Origin of the sequence: Bacillus seohaeanensis (assembly GCF_042684945.1) — a bacterium.
Taxonomy (GTDB): Bacteria; Bacillota; Bacilli; order Bacillales; family Bacillaceae_B; genus Rossellomorea; species Rossellomorea seohaeanensis.
The window spans coordinates 24449-46731 of the sequence record NZ_JBHUMF010000030.1; the positions used below are offsets into that span (position 1 = coordinate 24449).

17 protein-coding genes, 1 other RNA gene and 1 other annotated feature are annotated in these 22283 nt (G+C 37.2%); of the genes, 3 read left to right on the forward strand and 15 right to left on the reverse strand.

Annotation, left to right across the window (positions count from 1 at the left end; genetic code table 11):
* Positions 1-238: 238 nt before the first annotated feature.
* The 4 genes from ssrS to ACFSUL_RS11645 form a co-directional block, all read right to left on the reverse strand.
* A non-coding RNA gene (gene ssrS, locus ACFSUL_RS11630) (6S RNA) lies at positions 239-428 on the reverse strand.
* A gap of 62 nt (positions 429-490) precedes the next feature.
* Positions 491-2266 (reverse strand): aspartate--tRNA ligase, encoded by a 1776-nt coding sequence (gene aspS / locus ACFSUL_RS11635; RefSeq protein ID WP_377935573.1) that lies wholly within the window; start codon positions 2264-2266, stop codon positions 491-493.
* A gap of 22 nt (positions 2267-2288) precedes the next feature.
* Positions 2289-3560 carry a histidine--tRNA ligase gene (gene hisS, locus ACFSUL_RS11640; RefSeq protein ID WP_377935575.1) on the reverse strand — a complete coding sequence of 424 codons (1272 nt, stop codon included), beginning with the start codon at positions 3558-3560 and terminating at the stop codon, positions 2289-2291.
* A 189-nt stretch (positions 3561-3749) separates the two neighbouring features.
* Positions 3750-3987: a binding site (T-box leader), on the reverse strand.
* A gap of 97 nt (positions 3988-4084) precedes the next feature.
* Complete coding sequence (locus ACFSUL_RS11645) at positions 4085-4261, reverse strand: RNA polymerase subunit sigma-70 (protein ID WP_377935577.1); 177 nt, start codon at positions 4259-4261, stop codon at positions 4085-4087.
* Positions 4262-4700: 439 nt separating this feature from the next.
* Here ACFSUL_RS11645 and ACFSUL_RS11650 point away from each other — a divergent pair, with 439 nt between their 5' ends.
* Positions 4701-6257, forward strand: coding sequence for an SH3 domain-containing protein (locus ACFSUL_RS11650; RefSeq protein WP_377935579.1), 1557 nt, complete (start codon positions 4701-4703; stop codon positions 6255-6257).
* Positions 6258-6318: 61 nt separating this feature from the next.
* On the opposite strand, the gene dtd is transcribed toward ACFSUL_RS11650, so the two are convergent.
* The 8 genes from dtd to ACFSUL_RS11690 all read right to left on the reverse strand — a co-directional run bounded on the left by dtd (position 6319) and on the right by ACFSUL_RS11690 (position 16962).
* Positions 6319-6759 (reverse strand): D-aminoacyl-tRNA deacylase, encoded by a 441-nt coding sequence (gene dtd / locus ACFSUL_RS11655; protein WP_377935581.1) that lies wholly within the window; start codon positions 6757-6759, stop codon positions 6319-6321.
* A gap of 213 nt (positions 6760-6972) precedes the next feature.
* Complete coding sequence (locus ACFSUL_RS11660) at positions 6973-9162, reverse strand: RelA/SpoT family protein (RefSeq protein WP_377935583.1); 2190 nt, start codon at positions 9160-9162, stop codon at positions 6973-6975.
* A 407-nt stretch (positions 9163-9569) separates the two neighbouring features.
* On the reverse strand, positions 9570-10082 hold the full coding sequence (locus ACFSUL_RS11665) for an adenine phosphoribosyltransferase (RefSeq protein ID WP_377935585.1): 513 nt from the start codon (positions 10080-10082) through the stop codon (positions 9570-9572).
* Positions 10073-12439, reverse strand: coding sequence for a single-stranded-DNA-specific exonuclease RecJ (gene recJ, locus ACFSUL_RS11670; protein WP_377935587.1), 2367 nt, complete (start codon positions 12437-12439; stop codon positions 10073-10075). The genes ACFSUL_RS11665 and recJ overlap by 10 nt, the downstream gene beginning before the upstream one ends.
* Positions 12440-12645: 206 nt before the next feature.
* Positions 12646-12984: a LapA family protein gene (locus tag ACFSUL_RS11675; RefSeq protein WP_377935589.1), complete on the reverse strand. Its 339-nt coding sequence runs from the start codon at positions 12982-12984 to the stop codon at positions 12646-12648.
* A gap of 21 nt (positions 12985-13005) precedes the next feature.
* On the reverse strand, positions 13006-13887 hold the full coding sequence (locus ACFSUL_RS11680) for a cation diffusion facilitator family transporter (RefSeq protein ID WP_377936129.1): 882 nt from the start codon (positions 13885-13887) through the stop codon (positions 13006-13008).
* 363 nt (positions 13888-14250) lie between these two features.
* The gene (secDF, locus tag ACFSUL_RS11685; protein ID WP_377935591.1) at positions 14251-16515 is read right to left on the reverse strand and encodes a protein translocase subunit SecDF; all 2265 of its coding nucleotides are present in this window, start codon (positions 16513-16515) and stop codon (positions 14251-14253) included.
* A 135-nt stretch (positions 16516-16650) separates the two neighbouring features.
* Entirely contained in the window at positions 16651-16962 is a 312-nt protein-coding gene (locus ACFSUL_RS11690) for a post-transcriptional regulator (protein WP_377935593.1), read from the reverse strand.
* A 111-nt stretch (positions 16963-17073) separates the two neighbouring features.
* On the opposite strand from ACFSUL_RS11690, the gene spoVB reads away from it, so the two are divergent.
* The gene (gene spoVB, locus ACFSUL_RS11695) at positions 17074-18621 is read left to right on the forward strand and encodes a stage V sporulation protein B (protein ID WP_377935595.1); all 1548 of its coding nucleotides are present in this window, start codon (positions 17074-17076) and stop codon (positions 18619-18621) included.
* A gap of 747 nt (positions 18622-19368) precedes the next feature.
* On the opposite strand, the gene ACFSUL_RS11700 is transcribed toward spoVB, so the two are convergent.
* Entirely contained in the window at positions 19369-20019 is a 651-nt protein-coding gene (locus tag ACFSUL_RS11700; protein WP_377935597.1) for a DUF421 domain-containing protein, read from the reverse strand.
* Positions 20020-20224: 205 nt separating this feature from the next.
* Here ACFSUL_RS11700 and ACFSUL_RS11705 point away from each other — a divergent pair, with 205 nt between their 5' ends.
* Positions 20225-20614: a TIGR04086 family membrane protein gene (locus ACFSUL_RS11705; protein ID WP_377936131.1), complete on the forward strand. Its 390-nt coding sequence runs from the start codon at positions 20225-20227 to the stop codon at positions 20612-20614.
* Positions 20615-20724: 110 nt separating this feature from the next.
* On the opposite strand, the gene yajC is transcribed toward ACFSUL_RS11705, so the two are convergent.
* Positions 20725-20991 (reverse strand): preprotein translocase subunit YajC, encoded by a 267-nt coding sequence (gene yajC, locus ACFSUL_RS11710; protein ID WP_377935599.1) that lies wholly within the window; start codon positions 20989-20991, stop codon positions 20725-20727.
* Between the two features lie 144 nt (positions 20992-21135).
* Positions 21136-22275 carry a tRNA guanosine(34) transglycosylase Tgt gene (gene tgt, locus ACFSUL_RS11715; protein WP_377935601.1) on the reverse strand — a complete coding sequence of 380 codons (1140 nt, stop codon included), beginning with the start codon at positions 22273-22275 and terminating at the stop codon, positions 21136-21138.
* Positions 22276-22283 lie beyond the last annotated feature (8 nt).

Consider the following 22283-nt stretch of genomic DNA (forward strand, 5'->3'; position numbering starts at 1 on the left):
AAAGCAAAAAGTAGTGAAAAGCAACAATATATACATAAATTACCCTGTTTTTCACCTTTTTACACTGATGCACATTCAAGAAAGGAGTTAAATGGAAAAATTAAACCATAATTTAATATACAAGAATACAAATTACTAAACGAACTACAAGTTTAGAGTTTATGTAAAAAGCAAAAAAGCCAGCATCCAAAGATACTGACTCTTTATTTATACTCATATAAGGAATTTTAATTAAGGAAAGAGTCCCAATCGTGCCGTCGCTCAAATTCCTTCGTTTTGAACCCGCTCTTGGCAGGTGGGTGCCTTGTTCTGAATTTTGTAAGTCCTCAAAGCCAGAGGCATGTACTCCATTCAGAAACTCCAGGCTCCCAAAGGAAAAATTGTTCGGTCAAAACTGATAGGTAAAACAACGTACACATCAGGACTCTTTTAATATTGTTACTATCATATCATGTACTTCTCTATTTTTCAATGTAGCCGACAATGGAAATTACTTACTTTTTTCTACATTTAATGACAAAGATAAGTCATCTAATTGTACGTTGCTTACCTCACTTGGTGCATTTGTCAGTAAGTCACTAGCACTTGCTGTTTTCGGGAAAGCAATTGTGTCTCTTAGATTCGTACGACCGGCAAGTAACATTACAAAACGGTCAAGTCCTAGAGCAATTCCACCATGTGGCGGTGTACCATATTCAAACGCCTCCATTAAGAAACCGAATTGCTCTTTCGCTTCTTCTGGTGAGAATCCAAGCACCTCAAACATTTTTTCTTGAATATCACGTTCGTAAATACGTAGTGACCCTCCACCGAGTTCATATCCATTTAGGACAAGGTCATATGCTTGAGCACGAACTTTTTCCGGAGAAGAATTCAGAAGCTCCAAGTCCTCTCTTACAGGCATCGTAAATGGATGATGTGCAGCATAATAGCGACCATCTTCTTCGTCGTATTCTAAAAGTGGCCAGTCTGTTACCCATAGGAAGTTAAATTTAGACTCATCAATCAGTTTTAATTCTTTTCCTAATTTTATTCGGAGTGCACCTAACGCATCAGCGACAACAGAAGTCTTGTCTGCCACAAATAAAAGTAAGTCCCCTGTTTCAGCACCAGCAGTGGAAATAATTCCAGCCTGCTCCTCCTCTGAAAGGAATTTTACAATTGGTCCTTTTAGCCCTTCCTCTTCTACTTTAAGCCACGCAAGACCTTTTGCACCATAGCGCGCAACGAATTCTGTTAATGCATCAATATCTTTACGGGAATAATTCGCGGCTTCTCCTTTAACATTAAGCAGTTTTACTTGTCCGCCATTTTCGACAGCACCTGTAAATACTTTAAAACCTGAGTCCTTTACGATTTCAGAAACGTTAATTAATTCCATTTCAAAACGAGTATCAGGCTTATCAGAACCATAGCGGCTTATTGCTTCGTCATAAGATAGTCTTGGGAAGGCAGTTTCGACTGTTAATCCTTTCACCTCTTGCATAAGCTGAGCCATCATTTTCTCTACTAGGACAATGATTTCTTCTTGACTCATGAAACTCATTTCCATATCAATTTGAGTGAACTCTGGTTGACGATCAGCACGTAAATCTTCATCACGGAAGCAACGGGCAATTTGGTAATAGCGGTCAAATCCAGATACCATCAACAATTGTTTAAAAATTTGTGGTGATTGTGGTAAAGCATAAAATTCACCTGAATGCACACGGCTTGGTACAAGATAGTCACGGGCACCTTCAGGAGTACTCTTTGTTAAAATAGGTGTTTCTACATCAAGAAAGCCATTTTCATTTAAGAATTTGCGGAATGAAACTGTTACATCATGTCTCATTTTAAATGCTTGAAACATGTCCGGTCTGCGTAAATCGATGTAACGATATTTCAAACGAACATCTTCTGATACTTCTGTTTGATCACTAATCGTAAATGGCGGTGTTTTCGCTTCATTAATAATTTCTATCTTTTCAGCATGTATTTCAATTTTTCCAGTTTTCAGGTTTTCGTTTACTGTTCCTTCATCTCTAGCAACAACTTTTCCTGAAATACTTAATACATATTCATTGCGGACTTTTTCCGCTGTTGCAAGTGCCTCTTGTGAAAAGTCAGGATTAAAAACTACTTGTACGATTCCAGTACGATCACGTAAGTCAACGAAAATTAATCCACCTAAGTCTCTTCGCTTTCCAACCCACCCTTTTAATGTCACTTCTTGACCAATAAAACTTTCTGTTACCTCACCACAATACGATGTTCTTGTCGTCATCCTTTTCTCCTCCTTTATTTCCCTATCTTAACTTTTGTTGAAAATGACTAATAAATTGATCAAGCGAGATTTCTTCTTGTTCTCCCGTCGTCATATCTTTTACATTTATTTTATTTGCTTTTAATTCATCTTCTCCAAGTACTGCAACGAATTTGGCTTTATGACGATCCGCTGCTTTAAATTGTGCCTTAATCTTTCTATCCTGATAATCCCTTTCAGCAGAAAATCCATTGTCCCGGAGTTCATGCAGAAGCTTAACAGTATAATCTTTTGCTTCTTCTCCTAAAGATACTAAGTAACAGTCAATTTGTTCATTAATAGGAAGATCAACCTTCTCTGCATCAAGAGCAGCAATTAATCTTTCAATACTAAGAGCAAAACCGATGCCAGGTGTCGATGGACCACCAATCATTTCAACAAGTCCGTTATAACGACCGCCACCACATAGTGTTGTAATGGCTCCAAATCCTTCTGCGTTACTCATTATCTCAAATGCAGTATGGTTATAATAATCTAGGCCTCGCACTAATGTCGGATCTACTTCAAATTCGATATTCATTGAAGATAAATACGTTTGAACTTTATCAAAATACACTTTCGATTCTTCATTTAAAAAATCCAAAATTGAAGGAGCTGTACCCATCAGCTCGTGATCTCGATCTTTTTTACAGTCGAGAATCCTTAATGGATTTTTCTCTAGCCGACTTTGACAATCGCTACAGAACTCTCCTATGCTCGGCTTAAAATGATTAATCAATGCTTCTCTATGGGCCAGCCGACTCTGCGAATCACCTAGACTGTTTATAACAAGTTTCAAATTCTTCAAACCAATTTTTTGATAAATTGCCATTGCTAGGGAAATAACTTCAGCATCGATAGCAGGATCCTCACTTCCTAATGCTTCTACACCGAATTGGACAAATTGGCGGTATCGTCCCGCCTGTGGTCGTTCATAGCGAAACATTGGTCCACTATAGAATAATTTTGTCGGCTGATTAGGATTACCAAACATTTTATTTTCCACAAACGAGCGGACGACAGAGGCTGTCCCCTCCGGTCTTAATGCAAGATTTCGGCCACCTCGATCTTCGAAAATATACATTTCCTTTTGAACAATATCGGTTGTATCGCCTACACCTCTGGTAAATAATTCACTTGACTCAAAAACCGGTGTGCGAATTTCTTTATATTGATAATTTGTACAAATCTCTTTTGCTTTTTCCTCAATATATTGCCATTTTTCTACTGTTCCAGGCAAAATGTCCTGTGTTCCTCTTGGAATTTGAATAGACATAAAATAGCCTCCTTTTCAAAAACATAATTATAATTTTATTCCTCTAATAATAGGAGGTTGGTCACGGGTTCATCCTATTTCATTCCATTGACTTGCTAGTTCACCAGTGCGAGATAAACAAAAGCAACTGTTGATAATAATTCCTTATTTTATGTAAAAATAAAAAAAGCCCCCGAGTCCCTTGAATAAACAAGGGACGAGAGCTTTTATTCCCGTGGTGCCACCCTAATTGAAGCATTTACTTTGCTTCCACTTAGCTAGTTAACGCCTAGTTACGCTCATCTCCTACTAAAAAGTAAATTCTTTCAGAGAGAAACCTTAAGAGTGTTCGTTCACTAAGACACAATGTAGAAATGCTTTCAGCCTAAGACATTTCCTCTCTTTTCACGTGAAAAATTTAGCTACTATGCTCTGTCACTGGTTTTTAAATGTTATTTTATTTATATAATGATACGTATGCCAAAAGTTGATGTCAAGAGGTTTCAAAAAAATTCCCTTGCAATATTTTTTGAATGTATAAACCCTTAAGAACGCTCCATCTTCTTTTTCAGTAATCTTACGTCTTTTAATGTTAAGCCAAACTCAGAAGCTAACTCCGCATTGTACGCATCTTTTTCTCTTTCTAAAAAATGGTGGAAATCTACACCAAATAATTGGTTTGCTCCATCTGAACTCATTAATCCTTTATTACTAGCTCTCATATTAGCATCCTTTCTAGCTACAGTGGCTAGACCCTCGAGGTCATTTCCGCGCAAACAGTTGAGGTCAAAGTACGACCTCCTCTGTTTCCTCGAAAATGCTTGTCGGGTCTAATCGAGCCACTTCCGCTTTTATTCTTTCTAGCTACAGCGGCTAGACCCTCGAGGTCATTTCCACGCAAACAGTTGAGGTCAAAGTACCGCCTCCTCTATTTCCCTGAAAATGCTTGTCAGGTCTAATTGAGCCACTTCTACTTTTATTATTTTTTATCGTTCTATATTTATCATTTCCATCTAAATTTTTTTCTTTCGTTTAAAAGGGATTTTCTTTTTTTTATCGTATATTGTTGTTACAAAGTTTTTTTGATGTATAAAATCTCAAAAAAATAAACCGATATTAGGAAAGGGTTCCATTTTTAGCCTTAAAATTATTTCAATGGTGGTGAAAAAAATTAAAAAGACAATTATCTCTTTTCTGCTATTATTTACAATCTTACCTTTTTTTCAACCTTATGACTTGCATCCAACAAGTGCTGAGGCAGAAGAGATTAGTGTCGGGGTTCCTACATTAAATGTTCGGAAAGGTCCTGGACTAAGCTATTCTGTTGTTGGTCAAGCCTCTAAAGGGGAAAATTTCAAAATTATCGATAAGGATGGAGATTGGTACAAAATCGAGTCTGGCTCCTTATCCGGTTGGGTAGCCAATTGGCTCGTATTGGAAGCAGAAGAATCAGAAGAGAGTAGTTCAGAATCTTCAATAGGTACTGTTACAACTAATAGCCTGAGAGTGAGAGAATCTCCTTCTGAAGGTAGTTCTATTTTGGGTGTTCTTCAAAAGGGAGAAACAGTAAATATTATTGGAAGTATTTCAGGCTGGTATGAAATAGAATATAATAGTGGAAATGCTTGGACTTCCGAAGAGTATATTCAAATCAATTCTGCTAATAAAGACGATTCGCAATCTTCTAGCTCATCCTCAGCTGATTATGGAACTATAACTGTTCATTCACTTAACGTGAGAAGTGATAACACCTTAAATGGAGAAGTAATTGCAAAAGTCGAAAAGGGTGATAAGTATCCTATAGTAGAGGAAAACAATAACTGGTATAAAATTGAACTTTCTGACGGTAGTAAAGGATGGGTAGCCGGTTGGTATGTAGAGAAGACAGTAGCAAACATAGAGGAGCCAGAAGAACAATCTCTTCCTGAAAGCAAAAATAATAGTGATACAATAACAATCCTCTATAACGGTACAAACCTACGCGCTGAAGCTGATACGAGTTCCAAAATTATTAGGAGAGCTAATAGTGGTGAAACTTTTTCTGTAGCTGAGCAGCAAGGAGATTGGTTTGCTATCGAACTAGAAGATGGAAACCTAGCCTATGTTGCTAGCTGGGTTGTATCAACTACTTCAACAGATGACAGTGCAGACTCTCCTGAGGCAAACACCCACAATAGTACGAGTAAAGATAAAGTGGTTGTACTTGACCCAGGTCACGGTGGAGTAGACAGTGGAACTATTGGGATCCAAGGTACATTGGAAAAAGCATTAACATTAAACACTGCAAATCTAATCAATGAAAAGTTGCAAAATGCGGGGATTAAAGTAATTATGACAAGACGCAATGATCAATACCTATCACTTCCATCAAGAGTAGGCTTGTCTCATTACTATGGTGCAGATGCTTTTATCAGTATTCACTATGACAGCATAAGTACTTCTTCTGTTGTTGGACATACAACTTATTACTATCATAATTACCAAAAGTCGTTAGCGAATAGTATCCATAATCACCTTGCAAACTCGCTCACTACTAAAGATAGAGGGGTTCGATATGGTGATTACCATGTAATACGTGAAAATAAACAACCTGCTGTTTTGCTAGAATTAGGATTTTTGAGTAATGCTGCTGAAGAAGCAAATGTGAATACATCATATTTCCAAGAAACGGCAGCTAATGCCATTTCCCAAGGAATCGATAACTATCTTTCTGATTAATAATCATTGAAAAAAAGCTGACCGAAAGTAATGTGCCTAGCACCCGGTCAGCTCTTTTTTCTTATTTACTTTCAACAATTAATGTCACCGGTCCGTCATTTACTAAATGGACATCCATCATTTCACCGAAAACCCCAGTCTCTACTTCAATTCCTTTTTCTCTTAATATCTTGTTAAAGTAATCATACATTTTTTCCGCATAGTCGGGCTTTGCCGCTTCCATAAAATTAGGTCTCCTCCCCTTTCGGCAGTCACCATAAAGAGTAAACTGTGACACAGAAAGAATGGACCCTTTAACATCTAGTAGTGAATGATTCATTTTCCCTTGTTCATCCTCAAACACTCTTAAGTTTGCCACTTTATCAGCGACATAACGAACATCTTCCTCAGAATCCTCGTGAGTAACTCCCACAAGCAGAACAAGACCAAAGTCAATCTTGCCTGTCACTTCATTTTGCACTGTTACTGAAGCATTTTTACTTCTTTGTAAAACAACACGCATTGTACTTTACCTGCCTCTCTTTAATTGATCAAGCGACTATGTTTTTTTTATAATTAGTCTCTGCTGATTAATTGCAGTATCTGTCCCCTGTAGACCTCCCGCGGCTAAGCCCCTCGAGATCATAAGTTAAGCATCCCAAAAAGGCAAAAAGCGCCTTTCCAAGATGCTCGTCTTATGCTTATCGGGGCTAATCAAGCCGCCTTCGCTTTTCTTTTAATTCATTATTCGTCTTACAGAATAGATATCTGAGATTTGTTTGATTCTCTCGACTACTTTGTGAAGATGGGAGATGTTATGAATTGCAATGGACATGTTGATTGTTGCCATTTTGTTTCGGTCTGACCTTCCGCTAACTGCTGTTATATTTGTTTTCGTTTCGTTTACTGCTTGTAGTACTTCATTCAATAAACCACGGCGGTCATAACCAGAAATCTCTATATCCACGTTATATTCCTTACGATTAACGCCGTCGCTTTCCCAAGCGACTGGAATAAGTCGTTGCTCCACCTCTTCTGTGTTTACATTTGTACAGTCAGATCGATGGACCGAAACGCCTCTTCCTTTTGTAATAAATCCAACAATTTCATCACCTGGCACAGGATTACAACATCTTGATAAACGAATAAGAAGATTATCAATACCTTCTACTTGAACACCCGCATCTTTTTTCCGCTTGACAGGCTGGGCCTTTAAGTCTGTCAATACCTCTTTAAGACTTTCTTCCTGATCCCGTTTCTTGCGGTGTTTTTCCGTCAGCCTGTTGGCAATTTGCGCTGCAGTAATTCCGTTATACCCAACTGCTGCATACATGTCTTCTTCATTAGCAAAATTGAATTTTTCAGCAACCCTCTTAATATTTTCAATAGTAAGGATTTCTTTCAATTCGAAATCAAGGTTTTTAATCTCTTTTTCTACTAAGTCTCGGCCTTTTTCAATATTTTCTTCTCTTCGCTGCTTTTTGAAAAATTGTTTGATTTTATTTTTAGCTTGAGAGGTTTGAGCTAGCTTTAGCCAATCCTGACTTGGTCCATATGAATGTTTCGATGTTAGTATCTCAATAATATCGCCTGTTTTCAGCTTATAATCAAGAGTAACCATTTTCCCATTCACTTTAGCACCAATCGTCTTATTTCCAATTTCCGAGTGAATACGGTAAGAAAAGTCAATAGGAACCGATCCCGACGGTAATTCCATTACATCTCCCTTAGGTGTAAAGACAAAAACCATATCAGAAAACAGATCAATTTTTAGTGATTCCATAAATTCTTCCGCGTTAGCTGATTCATTCTGGAATTCTAAAATTTCTCTAAACCAAGATAGTTTTTTCTCAAAGCTTGCCTTATTATCGATAGATTTACCTTCTTTATAAGCCCAATGCGCTGCAACCCCGTACTCTGCTATTTGATGCATATCAATTGTACGAATTTGTACCTCTAATGGATCCCCTTTAGGGCCAATTACTGTTGTGTGAAGTGATTGATACATATTTGGTTTTGGCATCGCAATATAATCCTTGAAACGCCCCGGCATAGGCTTCCAACATGTGTGAATTATTCCAAGTACAGCATAGCAATCTTTTATGCTGCTAACGACAACCCGTACGGCTAAAAGATCATAAATTTCATTGAATTGTTTGTTTTGCAGTGCCATTTTCCGATAGATGCTATAAATATGCTTGGGACGTCCGGAGATTTCTGCATCTATCGTTACTTCGTGAAGTCTATCTTTCACTTCAGTAATAACATCTTCTAAATACTCTTCTCGTTCTTCCCTCTTTTTCTTCATAAGGTTGACGATTCGATAGTATTGTTGTGGGTTTAAATATCGAAGAGCTGTATCTTCCAACTCCCACTTGATTTTTGATATCCCGAGTCTATGAGCTAAAGGTGCAAATATTTCCAATGTTTCATTTGAAATTCGTCTTTGCTTCTCTTGTGGCAAATGCTTTAACGTTCTCATATTATGGAGGCGGTCAGCTAATTTAATTAAAATAACCCGTATATCTTGTGCCATCGCAATAAACATTTTTCGATGATTTTCAGCTTGTTGCTCTTCTTGCGATTTATATCTGATTTTGCCGAGCTTTGTAACGCCGTCCACTAACATAGCCACTTCTGCGTTAAAAGTTTCTTGAATTTCTTCCAATGTAATATTTGTATCCTCCACTACATCATGAAGAAACCCTGCAGCTACGGTAGCAGGATCCATTTCTAAATCTGCCAGTATTCCAGCTACTTGTATCGGGTGGATAATATACGGCTCTCCCGATTTTCGAAATTGTTCTTTATGAGCATTTTTTGCAAATTGATAGGCATGCTCTACCATTTTCATATGCTCATCATTTAAGTATTCTCTTGTTTTATCAATCACCTGTTCAGGAGTTAACACTTGATCTTTGGCCATGATCAAAATCACCTATTTTAATAATAAATTTTTATCAGTTCTTTTTACCTAATTACACTAAACTGTTCGTTCCTCAAAACATCTAGTTGATTACCCAATTAATTAGCCTATTGAAGTGGCCATTCATGCGAGAGTAATCCTGCAATTGTTACTATTATCAAAAAAAAAAATCAATCTGTAAAGTACTTCAACCAAAATTCTACAATTCTCTAGAAAATTCGACTTTTCCGTATACTAAAAATTATATAAGAAAAAGGGCTGACTCTATGTCAAGATGTCAGTCCCTTACCGTTTATTATACATGATAGTATTAACTTTTGCTTTTGTTTATAAAAGAAAATTCAACATATAACCAAAATATTCTTCTTTCTCCAACATACAGAGAAATATACCCGTAAAATTGCTTATCAATATTGCATTAAAGTCAAAATATCATGTCCTTCTAGTTTTTGACGACCATCCAAGTAAGAAAGCTCAATCAAAAACGCTGTACCAGCCACGATTCCACCAAGTTCTTCTACTAATTTAATCGTTGCCTCAATTGTACCTCCAGTAGCAAGAAGGTCATCTGTAATTAATACCCTTTGCCCTGGCTTAATAGCATCTTTATGAATAGTTAAAGAATCTTTCCCATATTCAAGACCATATTCCACTTCAATCGTTTCACGTGGAAGCTTTCCAGGTTTACGAACTGGTGCAAAGCCCACTCCAAGAGCATAAGCTACTGGGCAACCGATAATAAAACCTCTTGCCTCAGGCCCTACTACTAGATCAATTTGCTTTTCTTTTGCATATTCGACAATCTGGTCTGTTGCATATTTATAGGCATCACCATTGTCCATTAATGTGGTAATATCTTTAAACTTAATTCCTTCTTTAGGCCAGTTTTCGACTATTGTTACATATTGTTTTAAGTCCATACTTCTACTCCTCCTCGAGCTGTAACGGTCTCTACAATCCTTTCATCAAACCAAGCTTTTAACTCCTGATAAGAAGAATACACTAGTTCATTTTCTAACATATAATGTGATTGTTTCTTCTGGTAAGTTATTGACTCTGCTAAGTCTCGCTTCATTTTAGTAGGATTGAGAGAGATAAATCCATTATTTATTGTAACAAACTCTAATTCAAAAAACACCTGTGACATAAAATCAATTGTTTCTTTAGACCACCCTTTATATTTTGCTAGCTCATCACCATGCTTTTCTATATGAAAAGATTTACGCTTCGCTAGGAATAAGTAATACCATTTAAAGTGATCTCTAGTAGGCATTGTAGAGAAAAAGTGGTCTTCTCTTTGATAAAAATGAGCATAAATCCTACATGGCTTTCCACTTTTCAAAAGAGACTCTAACAGCTTTTTGTCTGAGGGTAAGTCTAAAAGAACAAGATTAAGATCTGTTATGTTCACCATCTCCGCTTTTTCAATACTATCGATGACCTCAACCTCTTCACTAGAAATGGCTGAAAAAAACTGTAGAGTAGCTGCTTCAAAGCAAATAATCTTCCTATTCAAGACAGGAACAATTGAAAGCCAGCGCTCAGCCTGCTTCATCCCTCTAATATCAAATAATTGCCACTCTTGCACCATCACGTCTTGCAAGAAAATTTGTGGCTTTCTTCTATTATTCCACTCATTTATAGATAATTCACCTATTACGGAAACCTTTGAGATTGGTGACAAATGATCAGCAATCTCACCTAATCCAAATCCTACACCATCTAAAAAGTTGTCATCTTCCTGAAGCATTAACTTTAAATGATTTTGGTTTGCACCAATTTTTTTCATATTGCCAACACTAACATTTTCAATTTTCAGTTTAGGCTTTGGATTTGCCATCCCAAATGGTGCTAGCATTTGAAGCTGTTCAATTGACTCCAGACTAACTTCATCAAGTTTTATTTCTGTGTCTAACTGTGTAACTGGAATAAAATCTTCCTCTTCAAGCTGTTCAGATGCTAATAAGTTTAACCGATTCCTTAACTCAGGCACATCCTCTAGTGCCAATGTCATTCCAGCGGCCATTGGATGTCCTCCAAAATGAGGTAGGATATCCCGGCAAGTGGAAAGGTTTTGAAATAAATCAAAGCCAACAATACTTCTAGCTGAGCCTTTTGCTTTTCCTGTCTCTTGGTCATAGCTTAGGACAATTGTTGGTCGATAAAATTTATCTACTAGTCTTGAAGCAACAATACCAACAACTCCAGAGTTCCAGCCTTCTTTTCCAATGACGAGCACTTGATTTTCAGATAGTGGAAAATCCTTCTCAACCATTTTTATTGCTTCTTCTGTCATTTCACTAACAATAGCTTGTCTTTCTTTGTTTATTGAATCAATTTCACTAGCAATCATCATCGCTTCTTCTTCATCTTCTGAAAGCAGAAGATCCACTGCTGGATCAGCATCACCTAGTCTTCCAACTGCATTGATTCTAGGTGCAAGGACAAACCCTATTGATTCTTCATTCATCTCTTGTTGAGTTGCTTTTGCTAATTTGCAAAGTGCCTTTATTCCAGGTCTATTTGATTTTCTAAGTTGCACTAACCCTTTTTTAGCTATAGCACGGTTTTCTCCCATTAAAGGGACTAAGTCTGCTATTGTCCCGATTGCAGCTAGGTCAAGTAACTCTTCCGGTAAATAACCGTAAAGAGCATGTGCAAGTTTTAAAGCTACGCCTACTCCTGCTAAATCAGAAAAAGGATAAGTACTTCCTGCTAGTTTTGGATGAATTATTGCTAATGCTTCAGGTAGTTGTGGTCCTGGCTCATGGTGGTCAGTAATAATTAGATCTAATTCTAATTCTTTCGCTATATGGGCTTCATGTATAGCAGAAATACCTGTATCAACTGTTATAATTAAAGAGACCCCGCTGTCTTTCGCCCAGCGGAAAGCTTGTTCATTTGGTCCATAGCCTTCTGAAAAGCGATTAGGGATGTAAAATTCAACATCAGCGTGCAGGTCCCGAAGAACAGTCATCATTACGGAAGTACTGCTGACACCATCCGCATCATAATCACCGTATATTAGGATTTTTTCCTGATTTTGTATTGCTTCTTTTATTCTATCTACTGCTTTTTGCATATCATTGAATAAAAAAGGATCATAAAAGGAATCGCCTGTATCAAATAAAAAATTCCGAGCTTGTTCAACATCATCCAAGTCTCGGTTAATTAATAGTTTGGCAACAAGCGAGGGAATATTTAATTCTTTTGCTAGTTTGTCTACTTCCTGTTCGTTCGTTTCTTGAACAATCCAGCGAGTTTTTGATTTTAACATATGTTCACCCCTCAGCCTTTCTCATTATACAAAAACACGCCATCTGTTTCAATGTAATTAAAAGTATATAGAGTTAGCATGGATAGTAGGATTTTCCATTCTCAAGATAGCCCATTACTAATTCTGTTTAAATAAAAACTTATTATTGCATACAATAAAAAATTTTTTCCACTAATAAAGAGGTAGGTTATTCCCACCTCTTTTAACTACTTGCCTGTCTCTTCTGTATTTCCAGGCTCATCATCTTTATTTAATGTTTCATTTGTTAAGTTTGTATTTTTATCCTTTGCCAATTCCTCATGCAGCTTTTCATTCTCTCTCGTTAAGGATTTCACTTTTCGCTGAGCAACGAATAGGCGAAAAAGTCCCACTGACCCAACAATGATGCCTCCCATCAGCACGGATCCCAGTATTACGAGGATTAATGGCCATTCTGCTGTACCAAATAGATAATTCACTGTTACTGGATCTACATTTATAACAGCAAAAATGGCGACAATTAATGCAAAGAAAAAACTTAATAATAGTGTCCATTGAAATTTCATTACCTCTTCTTCTCCTAACTTTTAATCTAAATTGACTCCATCTTTCTGGTCTGCTTCTGGACCATAAGGATTAATATGAACAAACACATCATTGACATTTGGTTGTTCTAATAATTTTTTCTTCACTTTTTTACCGACTCTGTGACCATCTTCCACTGTCATATACGGATCTACACTTATTTTAATGTCAATGATTACATAATGTCCGTGTTCCCTAGCGTGAAGTTCATTAATCTCTTTTACCTCGTCTACATTTTGTACTACTTTTTTAAATGGAACAGTATCCTCCTCATGAAGTACATGATCCAACGTATTATGTATGGATTCTGCCCCTAACTTCCATGCCATTCTCAACACAAGCAATGCTACAAACAAACCAGCAACAGGGTCTCCGTACACTAACCATTCTAAACCATATTTCCCCCCTAAGATGGAAGCTGCGATTCCTACCAATACAGCGACGGAAGAGAAAACATCTGATCTATGTTCGTATGCATTAACTATAAGAGCATCACTATTTAGCTTTTTACCCAATCGGTATTTATATTGAAACATCGACTCTTTTACAATAATAGATAACACTACCGCGTAAATAGCAATTAAGTTAGGCGGTTCAATTGGTTCGAAAAAGGACTCAATTGAGGACTTCCCTATTTCAACTCCTACTAAAAACAGCAATACCGCTACAATGATTGCGGCAATCGACTCTGCTTTGCCGTGACCATACGGATGATCACGATCAGGAGGTTGTTTCGCAGCCCTTAGTCCAATAAAAACAGCAAGCGAGCCCGCAACATCAGAAGCGGAGTGAACTGCGTCTGCTATTAGTGCCCTACTATTTCCGTAAATCCCTGCAATCCATTTTACAATAGCAAGTAGGATATTCCCTACAATTCCTACCATTGCGGCAAATTCAGCTTTTTTAAACCGTTCTTCTTGATTCAACTTACATCCCCCTAACAATGAAATACGGAAGCAGCTCGTTCAGCTCGTGAAGAAAATAGGGATTTCTCTCTGGAAGGCGTCTTTTTTGCCTTTTTGAGAGAAATCATCTTTTTCACAGCGAGCTAGCTGCTGGAGCTGGATAAATAGCGTCCTACACTAAGTCTTCCTAATCATACAGTTTATTGTAACCTATAAACCTTGATAATAATAACAAAAGCGGAAGCGATTCTGTCAAGATAGACAAGCACAAACAACTATCAATTTGTAAGCAAAGGAAAAGGAATAACCCATAAAAAGGTTATTCCTCATTCAAAATCTATTTTAGACTTGTGGCTCATCAGACCATTTTTTCTTTTCCTTCACTGTCTTGATTGTGCCTTTTTTCTTTAACTCTTTCTTTTTCATCACTAACCATAATTGAGTTGCAATAAATACAGAAGAGTAAGTTCCAGCAATTAAACCAACAAGCAATGCAATTGAGAAGTTTAAGATAGATTCACTACCAAAGATCAATAACGCTATAACAGTAAACACTACTGTTATTACCGTGTTAACAGAACGACCCATCGTTTGACGCAAACTTTTGTTAACAACCTCTTCAATATCTTCAACAGTTTTCAAACGGCGTTTTTTATGAAGATTTTCTCTTATTCGGTCGAATGTAACAATCGTGTCATTAATAGAGTAACCAACAACTGTTAAAACAGCAGCAATAAAGGTAATATCTACTTCAAGTCTTGTTAAACTAAAGAATGCAATAATAAAGAACGCATCATGAAGCAGAGCAATAACAGAAGCAACAGCCATTCTCCATTCAAATCGCAACGACACATAGATAATAATACCGACAGCAGCAATTGCTAGGGCTGTCATCGCATTTTTCGCTAACTCTTTCCCAACAACAGGGGAAACAGTACTTATACTCGGCTCAGCTCCATACTCTTTTTTAAACTGTGTTTTCAACTTAGCGATTTCTTCTTTATCCAAGTCTTCAGAGTATCTTACAACGGCAATATTTTGGTCATCACCAGATATTACAACATCGCTTGACTCTAAATTAACTGCTTCTAAGTTTTCTTGAATTTCTTCTGTAGTTATGCTCTTTTCTGCCAGTACTTGCATTCGCGTACCGCTAGTGAAATCAATACCTAGATTTAGGCGGAATACAGCTAAAATAATTATTCCCGCGGTAAGTATTACAGCAGAAAAAGTAAAGAACTTCCTTCTGTGTTTCGCAAAATCAAATCGATCAAATTTTGTAGGCAAATCAAGCGTATCAAAGTTTTCAGCAAGATCTTTTATTTCCGATTTCTTCACTCCAAACCAACCTGGTTTTTTGTTAAAGAAACGGCTGTTTACCCAAAGCCCTAATAATAATCTAGATCCCCATACTGCAGTAATAAAGCTTGTTAATATACTGACAATTAACATTGTCGCAAACCCTTTTACAGAGCTTTCCCCGTATAAAAATAGAACAGTAGCAGCTAAAATAGTTGTGACATTAGCATCTAGTATCGTTAAGAAAGAAGATTTATTTCCTGCTTGGAATGCAGACCGAATCGGTTTACCGACTTTTATTTCTTCTTTAATTCTTTCATACGTAATAATATTCGCATCGACGGCCATTCCAACTCCAAGGATAAGAGCTGCTATACCCGGGAGAGTTAAGACAGCATTCATTAAGTCAAATATTAAAAGAACGATATATATATATGCCGATAATGTAATGGTCGCAATAAAACCTGGAAAACGATAGTAAGCAATCATAAATAAGAAAATAATCGCGATACCGATAATTCCAGCGAACACTGTTTTATCAAGCGCTTGTTGACCAAACTGAGCACCAACAGATGTGGAATATATTTCATCTAGTTTTACAGGAAGGGCACCAGCATTTAAAAGTGATGCTAGATTCTTCGCTCTTTCAACAGTAAAGTCGCCTGTAATTTGAACTTCCGTTGAATTGATAGGCTCATCTACTTTAGGTGCAGATAAAAATTTAGGATTTTCTTTTTGGACTTCTGCTTGGTAGGAATCACCTTTTTCATAATCGAGCCAAATAACGAGAACATTTTCAGGGTAAGGCTTAGCAGATAACTCCTTCGTTAATTCGTAAAATTTCTCACGGTCTTTTAATTCTAAAGAAACAATAGGTGCGTTGGTTTGACTATAGCTCTGTTTAGCTGAATCAGCTTTCAAATCAGCACCATCTAAGCGGACTTTATCATTTGTATCACGGAAAGTAAGATTTGCCTGTGTAGACAAAATTTCACGTGCTTCATTTTGATCCTCTACACCCGCTAATTGAACACGAATTCTATTTCCATCTTCAATTTGGATATTCGGTTCACTAACACCTAAAACATTAATACGCTTTTCTAGCGCATCAGCGGTATTTGCTACCGTATCACTCGTAATTTTGTCGCCATCCTCAAGAGGTAACACTTCATAAAGAACCTCAAATCCTCCCTGAAGATCCAATCCGAGTTTTATATTATCAACAATATTTTTCGTTGTTCCTCCCATAGTACCTGCAAGCAATAATACAAGTATAAAGAAGGCGACTATCCGGCCCCGTTTTACCATTATGTATAAATCCTCCTTGCGCATTTCGCTCGTATACAACTAACTAATAAGCCACCACAAACATGATGAATGGCCAATAGTATCATTATGTAGGAGAAAAAATCGACTGTCAATTTTTTCTCAATTGAAATCCTGTTATTTTTTAGGCCTTAAAAGTTCATTTAGTTCATTTTCATTCACTTCTGTGAACCAATTAGGTGAACGATATGCCTCAACCGTTTCAAAACTCATATATTCTCCGGGTTTTACCGTTAACACATCATTAACAAGTTCAAAAAGCATTACATCCTGATTCGGCTTTCTCCACTTTTTCTTTGTTAAATATAACCAAAGACTTTCTACTGTTGCCTTGCCATATCCTAGTACTTCAAATTCTTCCACTTTACTTACTAGTGCCAGTTCTAAAGAATCATAATAACGATCATATGGATGTTGTTGTTTGCTCATTGCTCTTCCCCCGCTCGAGAAATATATTCACAACTTGTCATGCTTTGTCCACCTTGATGCATATATATCATTGTATATGATAATTCCATTTTTGAGAAGGCAGGGAATTTTATGTCAAAATTTCTTAAAGGCACAATAATCCTTATGTTGGCGGCCTTTATTACAAGAATATTAGGGTTTATTAATCGGATAGTTATAGCTCGCTTTATAGGCGAGGAAGGTGTTGGCCTTTACATGATGGCTTTTCCGACACTTATACTCGTAATAACGATTACCCAACTTGGTCTTCCTGTTGCAATTAGCAAAAATGTCGCAGAAGCAGAAGCACAAGGTGATACAAAAAAGATAAAAAAAATACTCGTCGTTTCCCTTTCCACTACACTGGGACTTTCGATTATTTTCACTCCAGCATTAATTCTGCTTGCACCCTATTTAACTGAAGTATTATTTACCGACCAAAGGATATATTATCCGCTCGTTGCAATTGCACCAATCATTCCCATTGTCGCTGTCTCATCTGTATTAAGGGGATACTTCCAAGGTAGGCAGAATATGAAGCCTTCTGCTATTTCACAAGTTATTGAACAATTAGTAAGGATAACATTAATTGCTGTATTGACAAAGATGTTTCTTCCTTATGGAATCCAATATGCTGCAGCAGGAGCAATGGTGGCCTCTGTTCTAGGTGAACTTGCCTCCCTTCTTTATATGTTTACAACATTTAAAATGAAGAAAAAATTCAAAGTAAGAAGAAACTTTTTTCAGTCTATTATGAAAGGAAAACAAACCTTTCGTGAATTAATGAGTGTTGCATTACCAACTACAGGTAGCAGGATGATTGGCTCTATCTCCTGGTTTTTTGAGCCAATCGTTGTAGCGCATAGTTTGGCTTTAGCAGGGGTAGCCGCAACTATGGCAACCAAGCAATATGGGTCATTAACGGGATACGCTCTTCCACTCTTATTTTTACCTTCTTTTGTTACCGTCTCCTTAGCACAATCACTTGTTCCAGCTATTAGTGAGGCACATGCTCAAAAGGAGTATTCTTTAATTGAACATAGACTGCAACAAGCATTACGCTTTTGCTTACTTACTGGTGGAATCTCCGTCGTTGTTTTATATGTTTTTGCTGATCCTCTGATGAAACTAATGTATGGAAATGAAAATGGGGCAGTTTTTCTAAAGCTTATGGCACCATTTTTCTTATTTTACTATTACCAAGGTCCACTTCAGGCAGTTCTACAAGCTTTGAATTTGGCAAGGGCAGCGATGATTAACAGTCTTATCGGTGCTGTAATAAAAACAGCCGTAATTTTTGTACTTGCCTCACAGCCTGCTTTTGGAATCAACGGAGCTGCCCTGGGAATCGTGACAGGTTTCATGCTTGTTACATTGCTGCACTTTGTTACGATACTAAAAGTTATTCCTCTTACGATTTATATTCGTGATTATTTTAAAATTACGGTTGTTATACTGATATCAGGATACTTAGGGCATTATAGCTTTGAAAATCTATTAACGGAGCAATCCCTAATCCTTAGACTCTTATTCAGTATTATTCTGACATGCATCATTTATTTTATTTTTTCTGCTTTATTAAAAATCGTACATCGAAGTGACCTTACAAAAATTCCATTTATCAAAAAAATAATTATTTAAGATAATTCATTCACTTTTCAAGAAATGGACTGTTCCTTTCCGCTGTGGGGACTGACACCACAAGTAGCTAGGGAGCGTTGTTTTTTAAGGCTATTTTCGTAAACATTGTTGCTATTTATTTGAGTATAAAAGGCTCTGTTTAATTTAATATTGATACGCGATTGTAAGGGAATCTGTTAACAGGCCCCAAAAGTAAAACAGATAAAAAACAACAATTGAAAATATAGAGTGGGTTGAAGCGGAAGAAACTTCCCTCGGGGTATAGAGGAAAAAGTCAGGGCCCCCATAGACGGATGTCTAGCTACAGCGGCTAACTCGCTGTGAAAAAGATAAAATTCCCCAAAAGGCAAAAAACGCCTTTGGGGAATTTTCCTATTTTCTTCACGAGCTGAACGAGCCGCTTCCACTTTTCGTTTTGTCTAGCTACAGCGGCTAACTCGCTGTGAAAAAGATAAAATTCCCCAAAAGGCAAAAAACGCCTTTGGGGAATTTTCCTATTTTCTTCACGAGCTGAACGAGCCGCTTCCGCTTTTCGTTTTGTCTAGCTACAGCGGCTAGCTCGCTGTGAAAAAGATAAAATTCCCAAAAGGCACAAAAAACGCCTTTGGGGAATTTTCCTATTTTCTTCACGAGCTGAACGAGCCGCTTCCGCTTTCCTAGGAGTCTAGTGTCTGCAGTGGAAAAGAACGGTCTCTTTCCTAGAAACAACAAACTTTACGGAAACAGCCTTTTTTTAAACACCCTCCCTTAGGTTTTATCTTTTAAATCAATATAGAACTCTCCATTATGAAAACTACAAAAGGATATTTCTTTAACGTTCGGAAACCCTCTTTCTCTTAATTCTTTTCTAAGCCAAAAAGAGCTTTTTCCTACTAGCTCCAAATGTTTTATTTGTACCTCTCCGTCTAATATGAGCGGCAATGTGAGAGATCCTTCCTGTTCCGTTTCTTCTTTTTTCATGACCGATAGCTTTCCAGACGGTTCGAGGATGGCAAATTCCACATCTGCCATATTATAGACATCTTTTTCTCGAAGCTGGAGCATTAAATCATCATAGTTATACCTCTGTCTCTTCATTGCGTTTTCATCAATTTTTCCTTTACTAATAATAAGTGCTGGCTTTCCATCAACAAGTTCACGGAAAGGTTTGCTTTTTAAAGAAATGATAGCAAGTATCACTTGTACCATTACAATAATGGTCATAGGAAGAAGCGTATCAATAAGAGGCTCCTCTGGATATTCAATAGCGGTTACCGCCATTTCTCCAATCATGATGAAAACAACTAAATCTAAAATACTCAACTCGCCAATTTCCCGTTTTCCCATTACTCGGAAAATAACCAAAATAACAGTATAAAGAAAAAGCGTGCGTAATATTAACGTAATATATTCCACCACTTTTCCTCCCTAACAATGAAAATAGACTTCACTATTAGTATTTAAAAACCTGCTTAAATTATGCTCATTTACATAAGGGCTGGTAAAAGACTCGCTTCCCATTGTTCTCTTCAAAAAATTCCTAGTCTTTTTTTGAAATTGGCTGAATATGCTTGTACTAAGTCGAATATTAAAAATCATGCATTTATGAAGGGAGAGAATTATCATCGATGCTAAAAAACTTGGAGGAGCCGTCCTCTATGGGGTTATTACCATATTACTAATTGCTATTACAGCAAGTCTTGTTTTTTCTATACTTCTTCGTTTTACTGATTTAGACGAACATTCCATTTCATTATTTGTGACAATCGTTTCATTTTTATCCCTTTTTATCGGAGGGTTTATGAGTGGGGGGAAAGGAAAACAGAAAGGATTGATTTTAGGAGGTTTAACTGGATTTATTTATAGCTTTTCTGTATTTTTATTTCAATACCTCGGGTTAGACAGTCTCTTTACACTGGAGCAAACCGTTTATCATCTATGTTACATCACAACAGCAATGATGGGAGGTATTCTTGGCGTAAACCTTAGCGGAGGAACGACGAGGGACTCTTAACCAGAAACGCAGAAGCGTTTTGTTGCCCCATGCCATTTTTATTTTTCCTATCAGGTAAAAAGGAGGTTACGCAAAAGTGACATACATTTTTGCGTAACCTCCTTTAGCTATTAAGCTTTTTCTACTACTTCACGAATTGCATTTCGATCGTATGTAAGTCTGCTGCCATCGCCGCATTTAATGACAATTTTGCCTTCTTCAATCGCATCAATGAATCCATGCAATCCACCAATCGTCACAATCTTATCGCCTTTTTGAAGTTCATTTTGCATTTGTTGAACTTTCTTTTGACGTTTCTGCTGTGGACGAATAAGCAAGAAATAGAAAAGTACAAACATGAGAATCAAAGGTATGATTGTTGCTAAACCACCTTCCATTAGCCGTTCCCCTCCTTTCAGTTACCAATTCTCCTCGTATTAACGAGTACGGTATTACCTTCATTTTAAGTTTGAGAAAATTTTCTCAATTAATCATAAGTGGGTGCAAATAGAGCCCACTTGTGATTATTTACTTTATTATGATTAGAAGTTTTTTGCATCTGGACGATTAAAACCGTACTGCTCAAAAAACTCTTCTCTAAAGTCACCTAGACGATCTTCTCGAATCGCTTGTCTGACTTGCTCCATTAAGTTTAACAGAAAATGAAGATTATGATAAGTAGTAAGTCTTATTCCAAACGTTTCATCACATTTTAATAGATGACGAATGTAAGCCCTTGTATAATTACGGCATGTGTAACAATCACAATTTTCATCAATTGGGCGATAATCACGGGCATATTTTGCATTTTTTACAACAAGACGCCCTGTACTCGTCATTAATGTTCCATTCCGTGCAATACGTGTTGGCAATACACAATCAAACATATCAATGCCTCTTAATGCTCCATCAATTAACGAGTCTGGTGATCCTACCCCCATTAAGTACCTAGGTTTATCCGTTGGAAGTAATGGTGTGGTAAACTCTAACACTCGATTCATAACATCCTTCGGTTCCCCAACAGAAAGTCCACCAACAGCGTAGCCAGGGAAATCTAAAGAAACTAGATCTTTCGCGCTTTGTTTTCGCAGTTCTTCATATTCTCCACCTTGTACAATTCCGAATAACCCTTGATCCTCGGGACGAGCATGTGCACTTAGGCAACGCTCCGCCCAACGAGATGTTCTTTCAACAGATTTTTTCATATAATCATATTCGGCAGGGTATGGAGGACATTCATCAAATGCCATCATAATATCTGACCCAAGAGCATTTTGAATTTCCATCGCTTTTTCTGGACTCAAAAACATCTTATCTCCATTCAAATGATTACGGAAATGCACGCCTTCTTCTTCAATTTTCCGAAACTCACTTAAACTGAAAACCTGAAAACCACCGGAATCAGTTAATATTGCACGATCCCAGTTCATAAATTTATGCAAGCCACCTGCTTCTTTAACAATCTCATGACCCGGTCTAAGCCATAAATGATAGGTGTTACTTAAAATAATTCCTGCATCCATCGTTTTCAATTCTTCTGGCGCCATTGTTTTTACGGTTGCAAGTGTTCCTACAGGCATAAATGCAGGTGTTTCAAATGAACCATGCGGTGTATGCACACGTCCTAAACGTGCACCAGTTTGCTTACAAGTTTTAATTAATTCATATTTAACTGCAGTCAAAATTAGAA